Raw genomic sequence first — 25,072 nt, forward strand, 5'->3', positions numbered from 1 at the left:
GTGGACGGGGCAAAGCCGCAGTTCGCGCGGTGACACGCGGGCCGTGGTGAGCCGCGCGTGCCTCATGCCGGTGCGGTGGGTGCCGTGGTGACGGAGCGACAGAGTGCTGCGCGAGGTCTGGACAGCCGTCCGAAGGGCGTGTTGTCATTCCGCTGTCGCAAGATTTTCCAACGTTGAAAGAGCCGCCCCGACCGCGTCCGTGCCGGTCCTGCGACCCACCCGTGCACGTGCCGACCGGCACCGGTCCGCGGCCTCCGTGCGAGGAAAGGTTCGATGACAAGACAACACACCCGCCCCCGAGCCAGAGTGTGGGCGCTGCTGGCCGCGGCCGCCCTCGTCGTCCCCCCGAGCGGCCTGGCCGCCACGGCGTCGGCGGCGGAGTCGGCCGGCAGCGCTCAGGCCCCCTCCGCCGAGGCGTCCGACGTCGTCGTGCACGGACTGAAGGGCGAGTACTTCGCCATGTCCGAGCCCGGCGCCCGTGACTTCGCGCGGCTCGGCGGCACACTCCTCGAGCCGCAGATCAACTTCTCGGGCCTCACCAGCACGTTCCAGGAGCTGACCGGCCGGACGGAGCACACCACCGCCCGCTGGACCGGGCAGATCGAGGCGCCGGCGACCGGCGACTACACCTTCTACGCCATCGGCGACAACGGCTTCCGGCTCCTCATCGACGGCGAGCCGGTCATCGACCACTGGGAGCCCGACTGGGACAAGGAGCAGACCAGCGCCAAGATCCACCTGAACGCCGGGGAGAAGCACGACTTCCGGCTGGAGATGTTCCAGGACTTCGGCGGCGCCAACATGTTCCTGCGCTGGTCCGGCCCCGGCATCGCGAAGCAGCTCGTGCCCATGTCGGCGTTCACCCCGCCCGAGGGCTTCGAGGTCTACCCGGTGGAGCTGACCGTGGGGGCGGACGGCCGCACACTGCGCGCCCGCTTCGAGGGCAGGGTCGGTGACCTGCGCGCGGTCAAGGACCACCTGAAGGTCGAGGCCGACACGACGGCCATGCCCCTGAAGTCGGTGGCCACGGCCCCCGGCGACCGCAACTCCCTGGTCGTGACGCTCGCCGAGCCCATCCAGAAGGCCCAGCAGGTGCGCGTGAGTTACGACGGCGAGGGCGGTCTGACCTCGGGCGGCGAGACCGTGCCGAAGGTGATCCGGTACGCCGAGAACGCCTCCACGCACCGGCTCACCACCAAGTGGGGCGACAAGGTCGACAAGAAGAACCCGCTGCCGGAGTACCCGCGCCCGCAGCAGGTCCGCTCCAAGTGGAAGAACCTCAACGGCACCTGGCAGTTCAGCGGTGCCAAGGCCGGTGAGCAGCCGGCGTTCGGCAAGGACCTGCGCGAGAAGATCGTCGTGCCGTATCCGGTGGAGTCGCAGCTCTCCGGGCTGGAGCGGCACGAGGACCACATGTTCTACCGCCGCACGATCACCGTCCCGAAGGACTGGAAGGTCGGCAAGAGCGGCAAGGACAACCGGCTGAAGCTGAACTTCGGCGCGGTCGACTACCAGGCGCGGGTCTACGTCAACGGCACGAAGGTCGCCGAACACACCGGCGGGTACGACGCGTTCAGCGCCGACATCACCGACGCGCTCAAGGGCTCGGGACCCCAGGAGATCGTGGTCGCGGTCACCGACACCGGTGGCCGGAACCAGCCGATGGGCAAGCAGTCCACGAATCCGGGCGGCATCTTCTACACCCAGTCGTCGGGCATCTGGCAGACGGTGTGGATGGAACCGGTCGCGAAGGCGTCGATCGATAACGTTGTCTCGACCCCGGACATCGACTCCGGCACCCTCGCGGTGACGGTGGAGTCGGCCCAGGCGTCGGCGGGCGCCCGGGTCGAGGCCGTGGCGCGGGACAAGCGCGGCAAGGTCGTCGGCAAGGTCAGCGGGCCGGCGGGCAGGCAGCTGCGGCTGCCGGTGGCGAACCAGCACCTGTGGAGCCCGGACGACCCGTACCTGTACGACCTGGACGTCACGCTCACCGACGGCAAGTCGAAGGACAAGGTGAGCGGTTACTTCGGTATGCGCGAGATCGGCGTGGCGAAGGTCGGCGGCTTCCAGAAGCTGGTGCTGAACGGCAAGCCGGTCTTCTCCCTCGCCACCCTCGACCAGGGCTTCTGGCCCGACGGCCTGTACACGGCCCCCAGTGACGAGGCGCTCGCGTTCGACCTGAAGGCGCACAAGGAGCTCGGCTTCAACGCGGTGCGCAAGCACATCAAGGTGGAACCGGCGCGCTGGTTCTACCACGCGGACCGGCTCGGCCTGCTGGTCTGGCAGGACTTCGTCTCCGGCGACCTGACCGATGAGACCGGGCGGACCGCCTTCGTCGACCAGGGCCGCGAGATCATGCGGGAGCACCACAACGCGCCCTCCGTGATCGGCTGGATCGTCTTCAACGAGGGTTGGGGCGAGTGGGACCGCACCGAGACCGGCAAGATCACCGAGGCGGTCAAGGAGGCCGACCCGTCCCGCGTCGTCAACGCCCACAGCGGTGTGAACTGCTGCAACTCCAAGGGTGACTCGGGCAAGGGCGACATCATCGACCACCACGACTACAACAACGAGGACCCGCCGTTCCCCGACGCGAAGCGCGCGGCGATGGACGGCGAGCACGGCGGCTTCACGCTGCGCTCCCCCGGGCACATGTGGCCGGGCGCCCCGACCGTGATCTACAGCGGCGTCGACACCAAGGAGGCGCTGACCCGCAAGTACGTGGAGAACACGGAGAAGTTCTACCTGGACCAGGCCGCGGCCGAGCTGTCCGGCTCGATCTACACGCAGATCACGGACCTGGAGAACGAGCTCAACGGTCTCTACACGTACGACCGCCGGGAGATCAAGGTCGATCCGGCGCGGGTCCGTGAGATCAACCGCAAGGTCATCGCCGCCGGCGCCTCGGCGGGCGACCAGCTCCCGCTGAAGGGCGGCGGGTCCTGGTCCCTCGACGAGGGCTCCGGGACCACGGCGAAGGACGCCGGCCCGAACAAGAAGCCGCTCACGCTGAGCGAGGGCACGAGCTGGACGCCGGGCGTCAGCGGCAGCGCGCTGAAGTTCGACGGCAAGGGGCAGTACGCGCAGACCGCCGGGCCGGTGCTCGACACCACAGGCAGCTACACCGTGTCCGCGTGGGTGCGGCTGGACGAGCTGCCGGGCAACTACGCCACGGCGGTCAGCCAGGACACCCGGCGCCAGGCCAGCCCGTTCTATCTCCAGTACGGGCAGGGGGCGTTCGCGTTCAGCACCCCGGGGGAGAACCGCGCCCGGCTGGTGACGACCCCGGAGAAGGGCCGCTGGTACCACCTGGTCGGCGTCCGCGACGGCTCCGACAACACGATCACGCTGTACGTCGACGGGAAGCGGGCGGCGTCCGCGACCGGCGGTGCGGCCTACCCGAGCACCGGTTCCCTCGCGGTCGGCCGGGCCCAGTGGGGCGGCAACGACACCGACTTCTGGAACGGTGCCGTCGACGAGGTCCACGCGTTCGACAAGGCGCTCACCGCCGAGGAGGTGAGCGCGCTCTACACGGACGAGAAGCCGTAGCGGTCCGGAGCACACCGGCGGCCCCGGCGGGAGCGTTTCCCGCCGGGGCCGTCCGGTGTCTCAGGGCAGTGGGGTGCGGTGCAGGGAGATCAGCAGGCGCCAGACGCGGTGGGCGGTCTCGTCCGGGCCGCCGGGGACGAGGCCGTGCAGCCAGTCGGCGAGGACCCCGGTGAAGGCCGAGGCGACGGCGGAGGCGACGAGGTCCGGCTCGGGCGCGCCGGCGAGGGCGCGTTCGGCACGGCTGCGGGCGCGCAGGTCCTGGTGGAGCCGCCGGCCCAGGGGTCCTCCGCCGCCGGGGCTGAGCAGTTCCCGGTGGAGCCCGGCGTGGGTGGTGAGTCCGGCGAAGAAGCCGAGGAGTGCGGGCGGTGGTGAGGCGGGGTCGGGGGTGCCGCGCCAGGCGTGCAGGGCGTCCACCGCGTCGCCCACCACGTCCGCGCACGCGTCCACCGCGAGTGCCTCGAGGTCGGAGTAGTGGACGTAGAAGGTGGCCCGGCCGACCCCGGCCCGCCGTACGAGGGCGGCCACACTGACCTCGGCCAGCGGCTGTTCGGCGCAGGCGTCCAGGAGGGCGCGGCGGAGCCTGGCGCGGGTGCGGACGGCGCGGGCGTCGCCTTCGGGGCCGGTCACCGGGCGAGGAGGACCGCGGTGAGCGCGAGGGCGCCGGGCAGTGCCTGGGCGAGCAGGATGCGGCGGTTGGCGGTGGCGCCTCCGTACACGCCGGCGACGACGACGCAGACGAGGAAGAACACCCGGGCCTGGAACCCGGTCGGGTCGTCGGCGATGAGGCCCCAGACCAGGCCGGCGGCCAGGAACCCGTTGTAGAGGCCCTGGTTGGCGGCCAGGGGCGCGCTGGCGCGGGCGAGTTCGGCGTCGAAGCCGGACAGCTCGCGGCCGGGCCGCTTCTCCCAGAGGAACATCTCCAGCACCAGGATGTAGGCGTGCAGTGCCGCCACCAGCGCGACCAGAACGCTCGCCGTCGTCTCCATCGATGACCCCACCCCTCGCGGAACTTTCCTGGACAGATGTCCAGCATACATGGACACCTGTCCAGGATCGGACGGGTGGTCGGCTACCGGGTGATCACGGTGCCCAGGGCGCCTCCACCGCCCAGGTCGTGTCCTGGGTGAAGAGGGCCGGGTTGTCCCAGGTGTGGGTGCCGCCCGGCGTGGCCAGCCAGAGTTCCGCGTTGTAGTGACGCAGATACTGCTCCGGGAAGTTGTAGGCGGACAGCCGTACGCCGCCGTCGGCGCCCCGGACCGGGCAGAAGGTGGCGTCGGCCCGGTACAGGTCGCCGCTGCCGGCCTCCTTGTAGACGCGGTACTCCCGGTGCCGCAGGTACTGGCCGGGGTAGTTGCGCGACTCGAAGCTGTAGCAGGTGCTGTTGGCGAGTCCGGGGACGATCCGCCAGGTGGCGTCGTTCTTCAGCAGGGCGGTGCTGCCGGCGTTCACCACCTCGGTGAAGACGGCGCCGTCCTTGTGGCGCATGTACCGGTCGGTGTAGCCGGGCGTGGTGACCCGCAGGGACCGGTACTGGTCGACGGGCAGGGTGAGCGGGGCCGTCGACCCGCGCGAGGCGTCGATCAGGGCACGGTTGGCGGCCCGTACCCGCGCCTCGTCGACCTTGACCACCTGACGGTCGTAGGTGAGCAGGCCGTTGACCTCGTTCTCGACGTCCGTGATCTCGGTGTAGACCGACGCGGACAGGCCGCGGGGCATCCGGACCTCGCGGATCGCGTCGATCAGCCCCACGAACCGGTTGTTCAGATGGGCGAGGTCGGGCTGGTCCTCGTAGCTGAACCCGCCGCCCGGGTACCACTCGTGGCCGGCGACCCTGAAGCCCAGGCCGCCGAACTCGCCGAGGACGGCGGCGCGGGTGGCGCTGGGCACGGTGGTGCCGGGGCCGACGTACACGTGGTGGTCGACGACGTCACCGTTGCCACCGTCGACGGCACCGCAGCAGTTGACGGGCCGCTCATGTTGTCGACGAGGCGGGAGGGGTCGTACGCCTTGACCTTGTCTGCGAGCCGGGCCTGGTCGTACTGGCCCCAGCCCTCGTTCTGGTTGACCCACAGGACGAGCGACGGGGAGCTGCGGTGCTGGTCGATGATCCGGTCGTACTCGGCCTCCCACTGGGTGCGGGCGGCGGCGTCGGGGGTGCGCTCCATGGACGGCATGTCCTGCCAGACCAGCAGCCCCAGGCGGTCGGCCCAGTAGAACCAGCGCTGCGGTTCGACCTTGATGTGCTTGCGGACCATGTTGAAGCCGAGGTCCTTGTGTTTCTGCAGATCGTGGCGCAGGGCCGCGTCGGTGGGCGCGGTGTAGATGCCGTCGGGCCAGTAGCCCTGGTCGAGCGGGCCGGTCTGGAAGACGAACTTCCCGTTCAGCACCGGGCGTTGGTGTCCGCCGACGCTCGCGAGGGCGATGGTGCGCATACCGGTTTAGCTGCCGACCGAGTCGACGGTGGTGCCAGCCGGACAGCAGGTCGGCCCTGACGTCGTAGAGGAAGGGGTCCTCCGGGGTCCACAGGTGCGGGTTTCGGGACCGGCACGGTGAACTCGTGCCGACCGGGCCGGTGGCGGTGCCGACGGTGGTGCCGCCGGTGGAGACGGTGACGCGGGCCTGGTGGCCGTTCGTCCCGGTGCCGCGGACGGTGACCTTGAGGCGGTTGTTCGCCGGGTCCGGCACCAGGTCGAGGCGGCTGACGTACGCGGGGGCCGTGGGTTCCAGCCACACGGTCTGCCAGATCCCGGACGCCGCGGTGTAGAGGATGCCGCCGCCGGGGTGCGGGGCGACGTCACGGATGCGCTGCTTGCCGATGGCCTGGGTGCCTGTCTCGGTGGGGTCCAGACGGAGACGACGAGGGTTTTGGTGCCGGTCGTGAGCAGGTCGGTGATGTCGTGGGAGAAGGCGTCGTAGCCGCCGCTGTGGACGGCGCCGTCCTGCCGGCCGTTGACCCAGACGGTCTACGCCAGTCGCTGGCGCCGAAGTTGAGCTGGACGCGGCGCCGTTCAGTTCGACGGGACGGTGAACGTGCGCTTGTACCAGAGCTTGTCGTTCTGGTGATCCTGCGGTGGATGCCGGAGACGCGGACTCGGCGGCGAAGGGGACCCGGATCTGCTCGGGGAACGTGGCGGCTGTCCGGCGTTTCGCCGAGGTGACGGCGAAGTCCCAGATGCCGTTGAGGTTGGCCCGTCGGGGCGGGTCAGCTGCGGGCGGGGTAATTCCGGCAGCGGTTGTCGACGGGACCTGTCGGTCCACCGGGGTGTCATGGGGTGACGGTTTCGGGGTCCACGCCTCAGGTGCGGCGGCCGCGGATCCGGTGGCCGTCACCACCGTGCCGGCGGCCAGGGCGAACACCGCGAGCGCGGTGGTCGCCCACCGCGCTCGCCGTCTCGGCCAGCCGAACCTCCGCCGGCCTGCGGGTACTCGACGCATCGTGCCTCCTTGCTTCGTGGGGTTGCGGAGACGTGCGCGTGCCAGGGGGTGTTCGACCCCCCGAACCCGAGCCCTGCGGAGGCCCGGATCCGTCACATGAGTTGCCGCCGACGGCCCAGCCAGGTCTGGGCGATGACGACGACGGCCAGGAAGGCGCCGCTGACCACCTGCTGGTAGGAGGAGTCGAGGGAGCCGATCTGGTTGATGACGTTCTGGATGACCTTCAGCAGCAGGACACCGACCAGGGAGCCGCTGACGTAGCCGAGGCCGCCGGTCAGGAGCGTGCCGCCGATGACCACGGCGGAGATGGCCTCCAGTTCCATGCCGTTGCCGAGGATGGTGACGCCGGACGCGAGCCAGGCGGCGTTGAGCGCGCCCGCGAGGCCCGCGAGCAGCCCGGACAGCGTGTAGACGAGGATCTTCGTCCGGGCCACCGGGGCGCCCATCAGGGCCGCCGCGTCCTCGTTGCCGCCGACCGCGTACACGTGCTGGCCGAACCGGGTGCGGCGCAGCACGACGGCGCCGGCGACGAACAGGGCGAGGGTGATCCAGACCGGGTTGCCGAGGCCGAGGGTGGTGCCCTGCCCGAGTTCGGCGAGGACGGAGCCCTTGCCGATGAGGAAGGTGTCCGCGCCCTCGTCGGTGATGGCCAGCAGCAGACCGCGCGCGCCGAGCATGGCCGCGAGGGTCACGATGAACGGGGCGAGCCGGGACTTCGCGACCAGCAGGCCGTTGACGACACCGATCAGCCCGCACACCAGCAGGGGCAGCAGCAGCGCCACGAGGGTGCCGTGGCGTGATCCCCAGGCGGCGAGGACGCCGCCGAGGGCGAACAGCGAGCCCACGGACAGGTCGATGCCGCCGGTGATGATGACGAAGGTCATGCCGAGCGCGACGATCGCCAGGAAGGCCGAACTGGTCGCCATGTTGCTGACGTTGTCGCCGGTGGCGAAGGAGTCGAAGGAGAACGACGCCACCAGGGAGACGATCACCAGGACGGCGAGTGCGCCGTGCTGCTGGATCAGGGCGCTCAGCCGTTCGGAGCGGGCGGAGCCGGCCGGCTCGCTCTCCCCCGCCGGTTCGTTGCTCGCGGTGGTCACGGGTACGTCCGCTTTCGTGACGGTCATCGCTTCCCCCGTCCCCGTGCCGCGTACACCGCGGCGACGATCACTATGGCCTGGGCGATCTGGGTCCAGGAGGGCGGCAGATCGTGCTTGATGAGGGTGGCGGTGAGGAGCTGGATGAGGACGGCTCCGGCCACGGTGCCGGCGATGTTGACCCGGCCGCCGGTCAGCGGGGTGCCGCCGACGACGACGGCGGTGATGGCCGACAGTTCCATGAGGTTGCCGAGCGACGTCGGGTCGCTGGCCTGGAGGCGGGCGGTGGCGAGCACCCCGGCCACGGCGGCCAGCAGCGCCGACGCGATGTACACGAGGATCAGCACGCGGCGCACCGGCAGTCCGGCGAGCTGCGCGGCGGGCCGGCTGTCGCCGATGGCGAGGAGCTGACGGCCGAAGGTGGTGCGGCGCACCACGAAGGCGACCAGCAGGGCCAGGACGGCGGCGATCAGGATGAGGTAGGGGACGCCGGCGATGTCACCCGAACCGAGGGAGGCCAGCGACGGGTTGCGCAGGTCCTTCAGCTGGGGCAGCAGCACGAGGGCGATGCCTCGGCCGCCGACCATGAGGGCCAGGGTGGCGACGATCGGCTGGACGCCGACGAGGGCGACGAGCGCTCCGTTGGCCAGGCCGACCGCAGCGGCGAACAGCGCGACCACGAGCAGCGCGGGCAGCAGCCCGTAGCCGAGGTAGAGCGCGGTGACGGACGCGGCCAGCGCCATGACGGCGCCGACGGACAGGTCGACGCCCTCCGTGCCGATGACCAGGGCCATGCCGAGGGCGACGATGATGACGGGGGCGACCTGGACGGCCTGGGTGCGGAAGTTCTCCGCCGAGAGGAAGTGCGGGGTGATGACGGTGTTCACCACGAGCAGGGCGGCGACGCCGGCGTAGACGCCGTAGGTCTGCAGCCACTGCAGCACCCGGGTGCGGTCCAGCGGGGCGGTGCGCAGGGTGGCCTCAGCCATCGCTCGCCACCTCCTTCGCTACCGGCTCCGGGCGTGCGTCCCCGGCGATGGTGCGCATGAGCTTGTCCTCGGTGACGTCGTCGCCGGTGAGTTCGCCGACGACGGCGCCGTCCTTCAGTACGACCACGCGGTCGGACCCTTCGATCAGTTCCTCCAGGTCGGAGGAGATGAGCAGGACGCCCAGGCCGTCGGCGGCCAGTTCGTCCACCAGTTTCTGCACCTCGGCCTTGGCGCCGACGTCGATGCCACGGGTGGGCTCGTCGAGCAGCAGCACCTTGGGGTTCATGGCGAGCCAGCGGGCGAGCAGCACCTTCTGCTGGTTGCCGCCGGACAGTTCGCCGACCTTCTGGTGCGGTGAGGACGCCTTGATCCGCAGCCGCTTCATGAAGGTGTCGACGACACTGTCGACCTTGGCCTCGGAGACGAGGCCGAAGCGGGACAGGCGGGGCAGGACGGCGAGCGCGATGTTCTCCCGGACCGACAGGCCGGGGACGATGCCCTCGCTCTTGCGGTCCTCGGGCAGCAGGCTGATGCCCGCGCGGATCGCGGCCGGCGCCGAACCGCCGCGCAGCGGTGTTCCGGCGACCGTGACCCGGCCCGAACGGACGGCCAGCGCGCCGGAGATGGCCTTGGCGGTCTCCGTACGTCCGGAGCCGAGCAGTCCGCCGAGGCCGACGACCTCGCCGGGCCGGATGCTCAGGGACACGTCGTGCAGTTTGTGCGGCACCGTCAGTCCGGCGGCGTCCAGCACCGGTTCGCTGTCGGCGGCGTGGTGCTCGCCGGTGAACTTGGTGAGGCCCTCCTCGCGGACCTCGCCGAGGTCGCGGCCGAGCATGGTGGAGACCAGGGAGAGCCGGTCGAGGTCGGCCAGCTTCCCGTGGTGGACGCGCCGGCCGTCGCGGAGCACGGTGACGGTGCTGCACACGGCGTACAGCTCGTCGAGACGGTGGCTGACGTAGACGACGGCGATGCCCGCGTCGCGCAGCCGCCGGATCACCGTGAACAGGGTCTCCACCTCGCGGGGTTCGAGCGAGGAGGTCGGCTCGTCCATGATGACGATGCGGGCGTCGGTGGCCACGGCGCGGGCCAGGGCCACCATCTGCTGGGCGCCGACACCGAGGGTGCGCAGCGGCCGGCGGACGTCGACGTGGACGCCGTACCCGGCGAGGATCTCCTCGGCCTCCCGGTTCATCCGGGCGACGTCCAGGACGCCGAAGCGGTTGCGGGGTTCGCGGCCCAGGAAGAGGTTGCGGGCCACGCTGAGCAGCGGGATGAGGTTGACCTCTTGGTAGATGGTCGAGATGCCCGCCTTCTGCGCGTCCAGCGGGGTCGCGAAGGAGACCGTGTCGCCCTGGAACGTGATCTCGCCGGCGTCCGGGCGGTACACGCCGGTGAGGAGCTTGATGAGGGTCGATTTGCCGGCGCCGTTCTCGCCGATCAGGGCGTGGACCTCGCCTGCGTGCAGGGTGAGGTCCACGTCGTCCAGGGCCCGGACGCCGGGGAAGGTCTTGCTCAGTCCGCGGACGGCGAGGACTTCGGCGGGGGGTGCCACCTGTGCCTCCAGGTAGTGAAGGGCGGATCGTGGTGAGGGGGAGGCGAGGGGGGCACGGTGGCCCGTGCCCCCGGATGGATCAGTACGCCTTGGCGATGTCCGTCTTGGCGTTGTCCGCGGTGTAGGCGCTGTCCTGGATGATGATGTCCTGGGGGACGTCCTTGCCCTGGGTGAAGGTGTCCAGGGTCTGGAAGGCCAGCGGGCCGAAGCGGGGGTTGGACTCGATGACGCCGCTGATCCAGCCGTCCACGATGCCCTGGACGGCGTTGCGGGTGCCGTCGACGGTCACGATCTTGACGTCGCCGGCCTTCTTGCCGGCGCCCTTGAGCGCGGCGACCGCGCCGAGGCCCATCTCGTCGTTCTCGGCGTAGATGCCCTTGATGCCGGGCTTGGACTGGATGAGCTGCTCGGTGACCTGCTGGCCCTTCTCTCGGGCGAAGTCACCGGTCTGCTCGAACACCACCTTCAGGCCGGGGGCCTTGGCGGCGATCTGGTCCTTGAAGCCCTTGGTGCGCTCAGTGGTGACGTTGTTCCCGGCGGAGCCGAGGAGGATGGCGACCTCGCCCTTGCCGCCGGTCGCCTCGATCATCTGGTCGGCGGCGCGCTTGCCCTGCTCGACGAAGTCGGAGGCGATGAAGGAGACGTAGTCCTTGCAGGCGGTGGCGTTGATCTTGCGGTCGATCGTGACGATCGGGACCTTCTTGGCGGCGGCGGCCTGGAGCACCGGGTCCCAGCCGTCGGAGTTGAGCGGGGCGATGACGAGCAGGTCGGCGCCCTTGGCGAGCAGATCCTGGACGTCGCTGATCTGCTTGGAGAACTGCGACTGGGCGTTGGCCGTCAGCAGCTTGACGCCCCGCTTCTTCGCCTCGTCCTTGATGGACTGGGTCTCGGCGATGCGGAACGGGTTGGCCTCCTTCTCCGACTGGGAGAAGCCGATGGTCGCGTTCTTCAGGTCGATCTTCTTCGCGCCGTAGGCGTCGATGGCGCAGGACTTGCTGCCCGGCTTCGGCGTGACGACCTTCTGTTCGGCGCCCGCGGCGGCCGGGGACTTCGTGTCCTTCGACGCGTCGTCCTCCGACTTCGCGCAGGCGCCGGCGGTCAAGACCACCGCGGCGGCCAGGGCCACGACCCCGGGGCGGGCGAAGAGGCGAGGACGGTGAGTGGTGCGCTGCATGGTGACCCCGATCCGGGCGACGCTGAAAGGGAACTGGGGAGTCGACGCAGGTGAGGAAACGGTGCCTCTCCCCCGGCGGGCAACGTTGTCCGGCCCGCCGCAAGAGGTTTTTACATCGTTGGAAGGACGCTGTAAACCCCTTGTGCACAGAGCTGTGCGCCCGACACGGGAAAGCGCGGGGCGCGTCACGGCACGACGACGGGCCGACGCGCGCGTGGAACGGCAGACACCGCCACGACGCGTCGGCCGAGCAGGGGGACACGGGCGCGCCCGCCCGTCAGCTCTCGGTGGCGCCCTCCCGGGCCGCGCGTCCGAGCGTGCTCTCCCGGGCGACCAGGCGGTAGTCCGCCCAGACGCGCCGGGGTTCGGGCGCCTCACCGCCCAGGCGCGCCAGGACCGACTCGACGGCAAGCCGCCCGATGGCCTCCTTGTCCGGCGACACGGAGGTCAGCGTGACCGCGCCGAAGCGCCCCTCGACGACGTCGTCGAAGCCGACGACCGCCGTGTCCTCGGGCACGCGCAGCCCGCGCTCGTACAGCACGCGCATGGCGCCGATCGCCATCAGGTCGTTGTAGGCGAAGATCGCGTCGGGCCGGCGGCCCGCGTCGAGGATGCGGGTCATCGCCGCCGCGCCGTCCGCGTGGCCCCAGCCCTCGGTGGCGGCCACCAGCCCGTCGTCGGCGGGGAGTCCGGCGGCGGTCAGCTCCTCGCGCCAGCCGCGCACCCGCAGCTGGGCGGTCTCGCTGCGGCCCCGCCGGGCCCCGATGAAGGCGATCTCCCGGCGTCCGAGGTCGAGGAGGTGCCGGACGGCGGCACGTGCGGCGGCCACGTTGTCGATGGCGATGTGGTCGTACGGCAGCTCGTAGTCGCGTTCGCCGAGGAGGACCAGCGGGACGTTCTCCGCGCGGTCGCGCAGGTCCTCCTGCTCCAGCTCGATGGGGCTGAGGATGAGGCCGTCGATGACACGGGCCCGGAAGCCCTGGCTGACCAGCACCTCCTGTTCGCGGTGTCCGCCGGTGTGGTCGAGGAGCACGATGTAGTCGTGGGCGGCGGCCGCGTCGATGACGGCGGCGGCCAGTTCGGCGAAGTAGGGGTTGCCGAGTTCGGGCAGGGCGAGGGCGATGATGCCCGTGCGCCCCTTGCGCAGATGACGGGCGGCCAGATTGGGCCGGTAGCCCAGCGCGTCGATGGACCGCTGCACGCGTTCGCGCATGGCGGGGGTGACGTGCTGGTAGTTGTTCACCACGTTGGAGACGGTCTTGATGGACACTCCTGCGTGGGCGGCGACGTCCTTGAGGCTGACCCGCACGGCATTCCTTTCAGAGCGGCCCGACTCGGGTGGTCGGTGCGGGTACGGTGTCGTCACCGTGCGCCTGGCGCCGAGTCCCTGCTGGATGTTTACAACGTTATACAGGCACGTTATACAGGCGACGTCCGCGCACTGACAAGGAGTTGTACGGGCCGACGGCGCGATGATGCCACGCCCGGCACACGCGGGACCGAGGGGGCGCGTCCGGGGCGGGCAAGCGCTTGCCGTCACACGGGGTCACATACGGGCGCGCGCACGTCTGGGACGGTTCAGCGGGTGGGCCGGCGGCCGCTGCGCCGGATGCGCAGGCCGACGTAGAGGAAGGCGACGACCGCCAGGAGCACGCCGATGAGCAGCAGATAGAACAGGCCCTTGGCGAGGACCCCGATGAAGCCCAGCACGACGGCCACGAGGAGCAGGAACAGGAACAGTGCCATGGCGGCCTCCCCTGGATCGTGCCGTCAGCGGCGGGCCAGCCGCCGTTCGCCGGCGGCCCCGGGCTGGTAGCTCAGCTCGTAGTGGGCGAAGACGGCCTTCTCGTCCTCGGCGGGCAGGACGCCGTCCATGTCGATCGACGGGGCGTCCTTGACCAGGTTCTTCGGGTACGCGACCTTCAGGTACCCCGGACCGACCGTCGCCCCCACCAGGGGGACGAACACCAGGCGGTGCCGGGTCGGCATGCCGACCGTGACGGTGGCGAAATGGGGGGCGTCGGTCGCCGTGTCCACGTAGACCGACTCCAGCTTGCCGATCCTGCGCGCCTCCTCGTCGACCACGTCGTGGCCGCGCCACTCCCGGATGTCACCGGCCTCGAACATCGGGATCCTCCGCTCGTCGTTCCTTCGGTTCGCGTACCCCGTCCGGGGCTCTCTTCACGGTGCCACCGGGAGGACGACGGGGCACCTTCGCCGCCGGGCGGCCGGGGACCGCTCCCCCGGCCGCCCGGCCTTCCCTCTCGCGGTCAGCCGCGGGCCCGGAAGTCCCAGGTGCCGTGCACGACCCGGTGGACCGCGAAGCCCCGGTCCATCCGCAGGTACCGGGCCCCCGCGGCGCCGTCACGTCGTCCGGGCCGCCCGCCGGGACGTGGACCTCGGCGACCGCACCGACCGGCACCTCCACCTCCATCCGGAAACCGGTCGCCGTCCGCTTCCAGGAGACGCCCGCGGTGCCCCGGACGGTACGGATCGACGTGCGGGCCCAGTCGACGCCCGTCCGGGCGTCCGGCCGTACGGAGAAGGTGGCGTACCCGGCGTCACCGGGCCGCAGACCGGCCACGTTCTCGTACAGCCACTGCGCCACGGTGCCCTGGAAGTAGTGGTCGCGGGAGCGGGAGTCCCGTGGCCACATCTCCCACATGGTGTCCGCGCCGTTCTCCTGCCAGTACCCCCAGCCGGGATAGGTGCGCTGGGTGGCCACGGCGTGGGCGACGTCGGGCCGCCCGCCGTCGCACAGGACCCGCAGCAGCACGCTGGTGCCGAGCGCGCCCGTGTCCAGGTGGTTGCCGCGCGCCTCGATGTCCCGCACCAGGCTGTCGAACACCGAGGAGCGGGCGTTCTCCGGCACCAGGCCGAAGGCGAGGGGGATCGCGTTCGAGGTCTGCCGGTAACCGGGGTCCTTCGCGGTGCGGTAGTGGCCGTCCGGGCCCAGGAACTCCGCGTTCAGGGCGTCCTTCAGCCGCCCGGCCGCCGTCCGGTAGCGCGTGGCCACGGCGTCGTCGTCCAGCACGTCGGCCATCTCGGCGGTGATCAGCAGCGCCCGGTGCAGATACGCCGTCGCGGTGAGCCGGGTGTCCTCCGGCGGGTTGCCGCCGTAACCGGGGGCCAGGTAGTCGCCCAGCGCGGTGTCGGCGAGGCCGTCGCGGAGTCTGTTCAGCTCCCAGTCCAGGTAGCGGGTCAGCGCCGTCCAGTGCTCGCGCACGACGCGCTCGTCGCCGTAGACCCGGTAGAGCTCGCGGACGACGAAGGGGTACACCGTCGTCCACTCGGGGGACGGGCCGAGGTCGCCGTACCCCCAGCCGCCGCTCGGCACGATCACCGGGAGCTGCCCGGCGGAGGTCTGGCTGTCGGCGAGGTCGCCGAGCCACTTCGCGAGCATGCGGTGCATGGCGAAGGCGTACGTCATCACCGGGGCGCCGAGCTGGGCGTCGCCGGTCCAGCCGTTCTTCTCGTACACGGGGGTGTCGGTCGGGATGCCGTGCATGTTGTTGAGGATCGTCCGGCGCATGGCCCCGTCGAGCCACTCGTAGAACGGCTCGGAGCACGCGAAGGAGCTGACCTCCTCGAGCGGGGTGTGCACGAGCCGTCCCAGGATCTGGTCCGTGCGGGGCGCCTCGGGCAGCCCGCCGATCTGGACGTACCGGAAGCCCTTGTACGAGAAGGAGGGCTCCCAGGTCTCCTCGCCCCGGCCGGCGCAGACGTATTCGTCGCGCTGGAAGCGGCCGGGGACGAGCGGGTTCTCGGCGAAGACGGTGCCGTCGTCCTTCAGTTTCTCGCCGTAGGTGAGGGTGACGCGGGTGCCGGCCGGGAGGTTCCGTACGGTGATCCGGGTCCAGCCCGCCATCGTGCGGCCCATGTCCACGACGTGGTCGCCGGAGGCGTGCCGGGTGATCCGCGCCGGCCGGAACGACTCGACGACCTCGATGCCGTCGTGGGGCTGGGCCTTCAGCCGCCCCTTCGGCGCCTCCCGGACCTCGGCGGCGCGCCACGTGGAGTCGTCGAAGCCGGGACGGGTCCAGCCGCCGGGCGCACGGCGTGCGTCGTACGTCTCCCCCGCGTACAGGGAGTTGGAGAGGGTGGGGCCCTCGGTGACGCGCCAGCGTTCGTCGGTGACGACGGTCGTGGTGGAGCCGTCGGGGTGGTCGACCTCCAGGCGGGCTACGAGGCGGGGCTCGGAGTGCCAGGGCGCCCGGTTCCAGTTCCACGCGTTCGGGGTGGTCATGCCGTAGAACCCGCGGCCCAGGGTCACGCCGATCGCGTTGGCGCCCCGGCGGACCAGGTCGGTGACGTCGTGGACGGCGTACAGCACCGTCTCGTCGTAGTCGGTGAAGCCGGGGTCGAGCACCTGGCGTCCGACGCGCCGCCCGTTGATCTCCGCCTCGTGGTACGCGAGACCACTGATCCGCAGACGGGCCCGGAGCACGGGGCGGCGCACCTGGAACTCCCTGCGCAGCAGGGGTGCGGGCAGTTCGGGTGTGGTGACGGTGACGTCGTTGCCCCAGGGGCCCTGCCCGTAGGGGGCGAGGACGACGGCGGCCGGCCAGCCGGAGTCGTCGAACGCGGGGCTCTGCCAGTCCTGTTGCTCACTGTCGGCGACCAGCCAGTGGGCGTCCGTGCGCAGTTCGTGCGTCTGTCCCGACGCCGTCTCCACGATGAGCCGGACGACGAGACCGGCCGGGTTGTCGGACGGGCCCGGACGGTTGGTGGCCTCGGCGGCGAGCACGAGGTCCCGGCCCGCGCGGACGGCCTCGGCGGCCTCCTTGGTGACGTCGGCGGTGCGGCCGGCCCGCCAGCCGTCCTGCTGCTCGGGGGCGTGGAGGACGCGGTGGCCGTCGAGGTGGAGGGTGAAGTCGTCGTCGGCGGTGGCGACGACGGTGGCGCTCACCACGTCGGTGCCGTCGGGCAGTTGGAGGCGCCCGCGGAACCAGCGGGTGCCGAGGGGGGCGTTCCGGGTGGTGGCGCCGGTCGCCCAGATCCACGAGGCGCCGGTGAGGTCCGGCGGGCGGGGGGTGGCCTCGCCGATCCAGTGGGCGCCCCACTCGTCGGGTGACATCGTTGTCTCGAACCAGCGCGGGGCGCTCCAGGCGGACGCCTCGCCCTCTCCGTCCCAGACCTTGACCCGCCACTCGTACCGGGTGCGGGGCGCGAGCGCCGGGCCGCCATAGGGCACGCCCACACTGTCCGCCGAGGTCACCTTGCCCGAGTCCCAGACGAGCGAGCGCCCCCAGTCCTTGCCGCCGGTCCGCACCTGGACTCGGTAGGCGCTCTGGCGTGCGCCGCGCCCGGGGGACTCGGACTGCCAGGCGAGCAACGGGCGTGCGATGTCGGTGCCGAGGAGGTTCTCCTTGTGCTCCACGGTGGTCCGGACGATGCGCAGTCCCGTGCCGCCGGCCTGACCGGCTTGACCGGGCGGGGCCGCGGACGCGGAGGCCGTGCCCGCGGCGGACAGGAGGGGCACGCCCGCCCCTACGGTGCCCGCGGTGGCGCGGAGGAAGGTTCTGCGATCCCAACTTCCCGGCATGCTCGCTCCTTTGGTCGCAGCGTCAACTCCCTTGAGCTGTTGGGGAGTTGACTGCCCGGCGTTTTACTGAAACGATTCAATCCGCTGCCTACGGATCCTAGGGGCGGGCTGTGCGCCGCGACAAGGGGTGTGCACGGGGCGGGCGAGGCTGCGGGGGCCGGAGATCAGCCGAGACCGCGGTGGGCGGCCCACAACTCCCCCGCGCGACCGGCCGCTTCGGAGACCAGGGACGCCAACTCCGGCTTGTCGGGCACGGAGAACGAGACATAGGCGCCGCGGCCACCCGCGAGGGGTCTGCCGTACGCCTTCACGGCGAGGTGCCCGTCGGGGAGGAGCCTCACATTGAGGGTGGTCAGCTTGAACGTCTCACCGCGCCGGGTGTCCGTCCAGCGGAGCTCCTCGGGGATCACGACGTTGATCGCCAGAGCGCTTACTTCCAGATCGCTGCTCACGGACGGATGATGTCACGCGGCGCGATCACGCCTCGCGTCGCCGGAAGGAACGAGACACGGTTCAGCGCAGCCTGCGCCACACCCCCACGAGCGCCGCCGTCACGAGCAGCGCGCCGGGGACGGCGAGCGTCTTCCAGGCCGGTGTCGAGGGGCTGAGTCCGAGGGCGTCGCGGGTCCGGTCGTAGGCGCTCAGGGGTACGCCCGCGATCGCGTTGCCGGGTGGACGGCGGGGGACGACGGGGTGCGGATGGGTCGGTGCCGTCCTGCGGGCGGCCTCCCAGGCGGACCCGAGCCGGCGCTGCCGCCTGACGTCGACCGCCTCCTGGAGGCGGGGCAGGAGGAGGTCCTCCTCGTCCCTGATGTCCTCGTCGATCAGCGCGAAGGCCCGCGTGATCTTGTCCTCGCGCTCGGGGCTGCCGGGTGGGAGGCGCTCGATGTCGGTGACGAGATCGTTGATCCGCTGGTGCTCCTCCTCCACCCGGGAGGTCAGCTCCTCGCCGTCCGGGACCGAGCGCCGTACGGCCGGCCAGAGCACGGACTCCTCGGCGAACGCGTGGCTGAAGACGAGCTGCACGACGTCCTTGAGCGCGCGCTCCCCGTCCTCACCCGGCCCGGCCTCCCGGTAGCGGTCCATCAGCCGGGCCATCTCCCGGTGGTCCCGGCGCTGCCGCGCCAGGATGCCGTCCGGGCCGCCGAGTTGTTCCTCCGTCTGCTCCGCGATGGTCCTGGTCATCACCACTCCCCTGGGTACCGGCGGTGCCTCACCCGTACGGCCTTGCCGCGCTCGCCGTCGTCGCCGTACGGACGCGCGGCGAGTACCCGCCGCTTCCGCGCCCCACACGGGCGGGGGCCGCCGGGCGCTCACACCTTCGGGGCGCTGCTCCCCCGCACCTCGAGGTGGTGCGGTACGACGACGTCCAGCGGGGGCACTCCGTTGTCGGGGCTGTAGATGCGGTCGGCGAGGCACTGCAGCGCCCGTTCGGCGAGCTGCCGCTTGTCGGGGGCGACCGTGGTGAGGGGCGGCTGGGCGTACCGCCCGTCCTCGATGTCGTCGAAGCCGACGACGGCCAGGTCATCGGGGACGCGCAGTCCGCGTTCATGGGCCACGTGGAGTGCGCCGAGCGCGAGTTCGTCGGTGAACGCGAACACCGCGTCGGGTGCCGCCGACGGGTCGTCGAGGAGGGCGGCCATGGCCTGCGCGCCGTCCTTGCGGTGGAGCTGGCGGACGGGGCGTTCCAGCGCGTCGTCGACGACGGCGCCCGCGCGGCGCAGGGCGGCGCGGTAGCCGGCCAGGCGCTGGTCGGCGGTGCCGTTGCGCAGGTGGGGCTGGAGGCCGATGGCGGCGATACGGCGGCGGCCGGCTTCGAGGAGGTGGGTGGTGGCCTCGTCGGCGGCCGCGACGTTGTCGACGGCGACGCGGTCGGCGAGTCCGCGGGGCGGGCGCTCGCCGAGGAGGACCACGGGCGCGTTGCGTGCGTGAGTGGTGACCTCCTCAGGGCCGAGGGCCCAGGGGCTGATGATCAGGCCGTCCACGAGCCGGCCCTGGGTGCCGTCGAGGAGGCGCCGTTCGGCCTCGGCGTCACCGAAGGTCTGGTCGATGATCACGGTCCAGGAGCGCTGCTGCGCGGCCTCCACGATGAGGCTGGCCAGTTCACCGAAGTACGGCGAGTACAGCTCGGGGACGACGAGGCCTATGAGTCCGGTACGGCCGGCGCGGAGGTTGCGTGCGGCGAGGTTGGGCCGGTAGCCGAGTTCGTCGAGGGCTTGCTGGACGCGCTGCCGGGTGGCCTCGGCGACGTTGCCCGATCCGCTGACGACGTTCGACACGGTCCGGACCGAGACGCCCGCGAGGGCGGCGACATCTTTCAGGCGACTACTCACGGTGGCCATCCTCGCACGTGTCCGGGGCGATCCGACAAGGTTCCCCGCAGGGTATTGCAACGTTGCATGCAACGCTGCACGATGAGGGGGTTCCATCGCAGTGCAAGGAGGCACCGAATGACCGCGCACCTGTATCCCGGCGTCGACCCGGCCGCTCTCGACGTCGACGTCCGTCCCGACGTCGAGGCGCTCTACGGCGACGGGATCACCGCCCGCAAGGGCGCCTTCTCCGTCGCGTGGGCCGACCGGCTGCGCGAGGACGTCGACGCGGCCTTCGAGGAGGCACGGTCCCGCCCGGGCGGCGCCGTCGGGCGCGGCCCCCACCGCTACTACGTCGAGATCCACCCCGAGCAGATCCGGGGCTTCGTCGAGCTCGTCGACCACCCGTGGGTCCGCTCGGTGTGCGCCGCGGTGCTCGGCCCCGACTACCGCATCGTGGAGCTCGGCTTCGACGTCCCGCTGGAGGGCGCCGTGAACCAGCCCTGGCACCGGGACTTCCCGATGCCCGAGGAGACGCGGCGCGAGCGGCGGCTGACCTCGCTGGCCTTCAACGTCACCACCGTGGACACCGCCGAGGACATGGGGCCCTTCGAGATAGCCCCGGGCACCCAGTGGGACGACAGCCCCGAGTTCGGGCACGGCATGTTCCCGCCCCGCTCGCACTACCCGCGCTACGCCGAGCGCGCGGTGCGCAAGTACCCTCAGCGCGGTGACATCTCCGCCCGGAGCGCCCTGACCATCCACCGCGGCACGGCCAACCAGTCGAGCAAGTCGCGTCCGGTCCTGGTCCTCGGCGTCGACGGACCGGAGGCCACCAACGGCGAGCGGCACGACGCCGCCGTCACGCGCGGCTACTGGGAGGCGCTGCCCGAGCGGGTGCGCCGGCACCTGGACGTCGCCGTCGTGGACGAGCTGACGCCCGTCACGCAGAAGCACACCATCGAGGGTCTGGTCATGGGCGATGCCTGAGGCGGCCACCGCCACGCTCACCGAGCCGGCGGCGCCGGCCCGTCCGCCGCGTCAGGTGTACGCGGTGGCGGCCGTCGCCGCGCTCGGCGGGCTGCTGTTCGGCTACGACACCGGCATCATCTCCGGCGCGCTGCTGCATCTGCGGGAGGACCTCGGTCTGTCCTCGCGGGGGCAGGAGATCGTCGTCAGCGTCATCCTGGTCGGCGCCATGGTCGGCGCCCTGTGCTCGGGGCGGCTCGCCGCCCGGCACGGCCGGCGCCGGGTCGTGCTGTGGGTGGCGGTCGTGTTCGCGGCCGGGGCCGCGGCGGCCGCCGTCGCCCCCGGCACCGGCACGCTGATCGCGGCACGGTTCGTCCTCGGTCTCGCCGTGGGCGGGGCGTCGAACATGGTGCCGGTCTACATCGCGGAGGTGGCGCCGCCCGCCATCCGCGGCCGGCTGATGGTGCTGTTCCAGCTGATGGTGGCGATCGGGCAGCTGGTCTCCTTCTTCTGCGGCTGGCTGCTGGCCGACACCGGGGGCTGGCGGCTGATGTTCGGGCTGGCGACCGTACCGGCGGCCGTCCTGGCGTTCGGCATCGTGCGGCTGCCAGAGAGCCCGCGCTGGCTCGTGGAGCAGGGGCGCCGTGAGGAGGCCCGCCGGGTGCTGCGCGGTCTGCGGTCCCCCGGCACGGACGTCGACGCGGAGATCACCGCGATCGGCGAGGTGTCGTCGGCGCCGACGCGGGACGGCTGGCGGGCCGTACGCCGGCCCTGGGTGCGCCCCGCGCTGCTGATCGCCGTGGGCGTCGCCGCCTTCTCCCAGCTCACCGGCATCAACGCGGTCGTCTACTACGCCCCGGCGATCCTCTCCGACGCGGGCTTCGGCACCTCGGTCGCGCTGCTCACCGGCATCGGCATCGGCACGATGCTGGTGGTGGCCGGGATCGTCGGCGCGGTCGCGCTGGACGCGGTGGGCCGGCGGCGCACCATGCTGTGGTTCCTGCCCCTGTCGGGGCTGTCCATGGCCGTGCTGGGGCTGGCGTTCCTCGCGGGCGACTCCCCCGTGCAGCGGTGGGTGGTGATCCTCTCGCTGTTCGCCTACATCCTGTTCAACGGCATCGGCATGCAGTCGGTGGTGTGGGTGATCGCCCCGGAGATCCTGCCGCTGGGCGTGCGGGGCCCGGCGACGAGCCTGGCCACGGTGTCCGTGTGGGGCTTCGATCTGCTGATCGCCGTCACCGCGCTCACCGCGATCAACACGATCGGCCGCTCCGGCACGTTCTTCGTGTACGCCGCCATGAACGTGCTCTGCGTGATCTTCGTGGCGCTGAAGGTCCCCGAGACCCGCAACCGGTCCCTGGAGGAGATCGAGCGGGCCCTGCGCGCCCCGGGCTCCTTCCGGCGCAACCTGGGCGCCCGCGGCTGAACCAGGACGTACGGCGGCGCCGGACGCGGTGATCGCGTCCGGCGCCGCCGTGTGTACCGTGTGTCAGGTCTGCGGGGCGCCCACCCGCGCGGGCTCGAGCCGGACCACGATCGACTTGGACGTCGGCTGGTTGCTGTGGTCGGCCACACTGTCCAGCGGCACCAGCAGATTGGTCTCCGGGTAGTACGCGGCGGCGCAACCCCGGGCCGTGGGGTACGGGACGACGCGGAAGTCCTCGGCGCGCCGCTCGACGTCGTCGGACCAGACGCTCACCAGGTCGACATGCTCGCCGTCGCTGAGCCCGAGTGCGCGCACGTCGTCCGGGTTGACGAGGACGACACGGCGGCTGCCGTGGATGCCCCGGTACCGGTCGTTGGACGTGTACGGCACGGTGTTCCACTGGTCGTGCGAGCGCAGGGTCTGCAGCAGCAGGTGTCCCTCGGGGACGCGCGGCGCCTCGGCGCTGTTGCGGGTGAACAGGGCCCGGCCGGTGCCGGTGGAGTAGACGCCCTCGTTGACCGGGTTCATCAGCTGGATGCCGCCGGGGCGGGACACCCGCCGGTTGTAGTCCTCGAAGCCGGGGACGATCCGGGCGATGTGGTCGCGGATCACGCCGTAGTCCGCTTCGAACCGCTCCCAGGCGATGTCGGGCTTGTCGCCGAGGGTGCGGCGGGCCAGCCGGCACAGGATGGCGACGTCGCTGAGCAGCAGCGAGGACGCGGGCCGCAGCCGTCCCCGTGAGGTGTGCACCTCACTCATCGAGTCCTCCACGGTCACGAACTGTTCGCCGGTCGCCTGCACGTCCTTCTCCGTGCGGCCGAGGGCGGGCAGGATGAGCGCGGTGTCGCCGCACACGGTGTGGGAGCGGTTGAGCTTGGTGGAGATGTGCGCGGTCAGCCGGCAGCGCCGTACGGCCCCCTCGGTGACCGTGCTGTCGGGGGTGGCGCGCACGAAGTTCCCGGCCAGGCCGAGGAAGAATTTCACCTTGCCCTCGCGCATCGCCCGGATCGCGTTGACCGAGTCGTAGCCGTGGGCGCGCGGCGGGTCGAAGCCGAACTCCTCCTTGAGCGCGTCGAGGAACGAGTCCGGCATCTGCTCCCAGATGCCCATGGTGCGGTCGCCCTGCACGTTGCTGTGCCCGCGCACCGGGCAGGCGCCGGTGCCGGCCCGGCCGACGTTGCCGCGCAGCAGCAGGAAGTTGACGATCTCCCGGATCGTCGGGACGGCGTGCTTGTGCTGGGTGAGGCCCATCGCCCAGCAGACGACGACGCGTTCGCTGCGCAGCACCTCGTCGCGGACCTGCTCGATCTCCTCGCGGGTCAGTCCGGTGGCGGCGAGGACGTCGTTCCACTCGACGGTGCGGACGTGCCGGGCGAACTCCTCGAAACCGGTGGTGTCGGCGTCGATGAAGTCACGGTCCAGCACCTCGCCGGGCCGGGCGTCCTCGGCCTCCAGGAGCAGCCGGTTGAGGGCCTGGAAGAGGGCGAGGTCACCGCCGTTGCGGATGCGCAGGAAGCGGTCGGCGATCTGGGTGCCCGGGCCGATGACGCCTCGGGGCTTCTGCGGGTTCTTGAACCGCAGCAGACCGGCCTCGGGGAGCGGGTTGACGGCGACGATGCGGGCGCCGTTGCGCTTGGCCTCTTCCAGGGCGGACAGCTGACGCGGATGGTTGGACCCGGGGTTCTGGCCCACCAGGAAGATCAGGTCGGCGTGGTGCAGGTCGTGGAGGCTGACCGTGCCCTTGCCGGTGCCCAGCGTCTCGTGCAGGGCGTATCCGCTGGACTCGTGGCAGAGGTTGCTGCAGTCGGGCAGGTTGTTGGTGCCCAGGGCGCGGGCGAACAGCTGCAGGACGAACGCCGCCTCGTTGCTCGCCCGGCCGGAGGTGTAGAACACGGCCTCGTCGGGGGTGTCGAGCGAGGTCAGCTCCTCGGCCATCAGCCCGACCGCGTCGTTCCAGCTGATCGGCTCGTAGTGGTCCGAGCCCGGCCGCTTGACCATCGGCTCGGTCAGCCGGCCCTGCTGGTTCAGCCAGGCGTCGGAGCGGCCGGCGAGGTCCGAGACGGAGTGCTCGCGGAAGAAGTCCGCGGCGATCCGCCGGGTCGTCGCCTCGTCGTTGATGTGCTTGGCGCCGTTCTCGCAGTACTCGTTGCGATGCCGGTGGCCGGGGGCCGGATCCGCCCAGGCGCAGCCGGGGCAGTCGATGCCGTCGACCTGGTTCATGGTCAGCAGGGTCGTGCCGGTGCGCCGGGCCGACGTCTCCTCCAGGGAGTACTCCATGGCGTGGACCACCGCGGGGACGCCCGCGGCCCACTTCTTGGGTGGAGTGACGGTCAGGTCCTCGTCCGGCTCGTCGCCGGGCGCCTTCTTCATCGCGAGTCGCCTCTCAGTCGTACGGTTCTCGGGGGCTCAGCCGTGGGGCCAGAACGGCACTCCGCTGACGTTCCGCTCGGCCTCGGCGCGCCGCAGGCGGCCGCCGCGGATCGTGCCCCGCCAGGCCCCGCTCTCCTGCCCCAGCCCCTCGATGTACTCCTTGAAGTGCCGCAGCTCGGTGGCCACGACCCGGCCGGCCAGCCGGGAGACGCCGGGGACCAGCCCGGCGGGGCCGTTCAGCCCGATCTCCATCCGCACGGTGAGGGCCGTACCGCCGTCCGGGGTGGGCGCGAACGAGACACGCCCCCGGTGCCCGGGCCGCTCGTCGAGGCTGCGCCAGACGAGGTGCGAGTCGGGTTCCTGCTCCACGATCTCGGCCTGGTAGGTCCCGCGCAGCGGGCCGACGGCGAGCGTCCAGGAGGTCATGGAGGGCTTGATCTGGTCCACCTCCCGCACCGTGGTCATGAAGCGCGGGAAGTGCTGGAACTGGGTCCACTGGTTGTACGCGGTGCGCACGGGCACCACGATCTCGATCGTCTGCTCGATACTGTGCATGGCCCACCCATCGACAGGCGCCTCGCCGTGTCCCGCCACACGAGGACGGCCCACCGGCGGAGGGGGCGCCGGATGAGCCGTTCCCGTACGGGCCACCCG

The 25,072-nt window shown here is 71.5% G+C and carries 18 protein-coding genes and 1 pseudogene; 3 read left to right on the forward strand and 16 right to left on the reverse strand.

Annotated elements, in window-relative coordinates; all coding sequences use genetic code 11:
- Nucleotides 1-273: 273 nt before the first annotated feature.
- Nucleotides 274-3,549, forward strand: coding sequence for a LamG-like jellyroll fold domain-containing protein (locus F8R89_RS02875; protein ID WP_151782448.1), 3,276 nt, complete (start codon nt 274-276; stop codon nt 3,547-3,549).
- Between the two features lie 60 nt (nt 3,550-3,609).
- On the opposite strand, the gene F8R89_RS02880 is transcribed toward F8R89_RS02875, so the two are convergent.
- The 14 genes and pseudogenes from F8R89_RS02880 to F8R89_RS02940 form a co-directional block, all read right to left on the reverse strand.
- Nucleotides 3,610-4,176: a TetR/AcrR family transcriptional regulator gene (locus F8R89_RS02880; protein WP_151782449.1), complete on the reverse strand. Its 567-nt coding sequence runs from the start codon at nt 4,174-4,176 to the stop codon at nt 3,610-3,612.
- Nucleotides 4,173-4,535: a DUF1304 domain-containing protein gene (locus tag F8R89_RS02885; protein WP_151782450.1), complete on the reverse strand. Its 363-nt coding sequence runs from the start codon at nt 4,533-4,535 to the stop codon at nt 4,173-4,175. Before F8R89_RS02885 ends, F8R89_RS02880 begins: the two co-directional genes overlap by 4 nt.
- A gap of 94 nt (nt 4,536-4,629) precedes the next feature.
- Nucleotides 4,630-6,984, reverse strand: a pseudogene (locus F8R89_RS02890) (AbfB domain-containing protein).
- A gap of 92 nt (nt 6,985-7,076) precedes the next feature.
- Nucleotides 7,077-8,111: an ABC transporter permease gene (locus F8R89_RS02895; RefSeq protein WP_192806031.1), complete on the reverse strand. Its 1,035-nt coding sequence runs from the start codon at nt 8,109-8,111 to the stop codon at nt 7,077-7,079.
- Nucleotides 8,108-9,070, reverse strand: a complete 963-nt coding sequence (locus F8R89_RS02900) for an ABC transporter permease (RefSeq protein WP_151782451.1) — start codon at nt 9,068-9,070, stop codon at nt 8,108-8,110. The genes F8R89_RS02895 and F8R89_RS02900 overlap by 4 nt, the downstream gene beginning before the upstream one ends.
- On the reverse strand, nt 9,063-10,622 hold the full coding sequence (locus F8R89_RS02905) for a sugar ABC transporter ATP-binding protein (RefSeq protein WP_151782452.1): 1,560 nt from the start codon (nt 10,620-10,622) through the stop codon (nt 9,063-9,065). The genes F8R89_RS02900 and F8R89_RS02905 overlap by 8 nt, the downstream gene beginning before the upstream one ends.
- Nucleotides 10,623-10,701: 79 nt before the next feature.
- The gene (locus F8R89_RS02910) at nt 10,702-11,796 is read right to left on the reverse strand and encodes an ABC transporter substrate-binding protein (protein WP_151782453.1); all 1,095 of its coding nucleotides are present in this window, start codon (nt 11,794-11,796) and stop codon (nt 10,702-10,704) included.
- A gap of 277 nt (nt 11,797-12,073) precedes the next feature.
- A complete protein-coding gene (locus F8R89_RS02915; RefSeq protein ID WP_151782454.1) occupies nt 12,074-13,105 on the reverse strand; it encodes a LacI family DNA-binding transcriptional regulator in 1,032 nt (343 codons plus the stop codon).
- 269 nt (nt 13,106-13,374) lie between these two features.
- A complete protein-coding gene (locus tag F8R89_RS36085; RefSeq protein ID WP_192806032.1) occupies nt 13,375-13,542 on the reverse strand; it encodes a hypothetical protein in 168 nt (55 codons plus the stop codon).
- A gap of 24 nt (nt 13,543-13,566) precedes the next feature.
- Nucleotides 13,567-13,923 carry a PRC-barrel domain-containing protein gene (locus F8R89_RS02920; RefSeq protein WP_151782455.1) on the reverse strand — a complete coding sequence of 119 codons (357 nt, stop codon included), beginning with the start codon at nt 13,921-13,923 and terminating at the stop codon, nt 13,567-13,569.
- On the reverse strand, nt 13,907-17,278 hold the full coding sequence (locus tag F8R89_RS02925; protein WP_225994316.1) for a family 78 glycoside hydrolase catalytic domain: 3,372 nt from the start codon (nt 17,276-17,278) through the stop codon (nt 13,907-13,909). Before F8R89_RS02925 ends, F8R89_RS02920 begins: the two co-directional genes overlap by 17 nt.
- Before the next feature lie 227 nt (nt 17,279-17,505).
- Nucleotides 17,506-17,793, reverse strand: coding sequence for a hypothetical protein (locus F8R89_RS02930; protein WP_151782456.1), 288 nt, complete (start codon nt 17,791-17,793; stop codon nt 17,506-17,508).
- 61 nt (nt 17,794-17,854) lie between these two features.
- Nucleotides 17,855-18,526, reverse strand: coding sequence for a hemerythrin domain-containing protein (locus F8R89_RS02935; RefSeq protein ID WP_151782457.1), 672 nt, complete (start codon nt 18,524-18,526; stop codon nt 17,855-17,857).
- A gap of 128 nt (nt 18,527-18,654) precedes the next feature.
- A complete protein-coding gene (locus F8R89_RS02940; protein ID WP_151782458.1) occupies nt 18,655-19,674 on the reverse strand; it encodes a LacI family DNA-binding transcriptional regulator in 1,020 nt (339 codons plus the stop codon).
- Nucleotides 19,675-19,791: 117 nt separating this feature from the next.
- On the opposite strand from F8R89_RS02940, the gene F8R89_RS02945 reads away from it, so the two are divergent.
- Both F8R89_RS02945 and F8R89_RS02950 read left to right on the forward strand, forming a co-directional pair.
- On the forward strand, nt 19,792-20,643 hold the full coding sequence (locus tag F8R89_RS02945; RefSeq protein ID WP_151782459.1) for a phytanoyl-CoA dioxygenase family protein: 852 nt from the start codon (nt 19,792-19,794) through the stop codon (nt 20,641-20,643).
- Complete coding sequence (locus F8R89_RS02950; protein WP_151782460.1) at nt 20,636-22,048, forward strand: sugar porter family MFS transporter; 1,413 nt, start codon at nt 20,636-20,638, stop codon at nt 22,046-22,048. Before F8R89_RS02945 ends, F8R89_RS02950 begins: the two co-directional genes overlap by 8 nt.
- Nucleotides 22,049-22,111: 63 nt before the next feature.
- Here the strand turns inward: F8R89_RS02950 and F8R89_RS02955 are convergent, their stop codons facing one another.
- Entirely contained in the window at nt 22,112-24,418 is a 2,307-nt protein-coding gene (locus F8R89_RS02955; RefSeq protein ID WP_151782461.1) for an FdhF/YdeP family oxidoreductase, read from the reverse strand.
- Nucleotides 24,419-24,454: 36 nt separating this feature from the next.
- Nucleotides 24,455-24,973 (reverse strand): SRPBCC family protein, encoded by a 519-nt coding sequence (locus F8R89_RS02960; RefSeq protein WP_151782462.1) that lies wholly within the window; start codon nt 24,971-24,973, stop codon nt 24,455-24,457.
- Nucleotides 24,974-25,072 lie beyond the last annotated feature (99 nt).

Source organism: Streptomyces sp. SS1-1, assembly GCF_008973465.1.
In the GTDB taxonomy this organism is placed as follows: Bacteria; Actinomycetota; Actinomycetes; order Streptomycetales; family Streptomycetaceae; genus Streptomyces.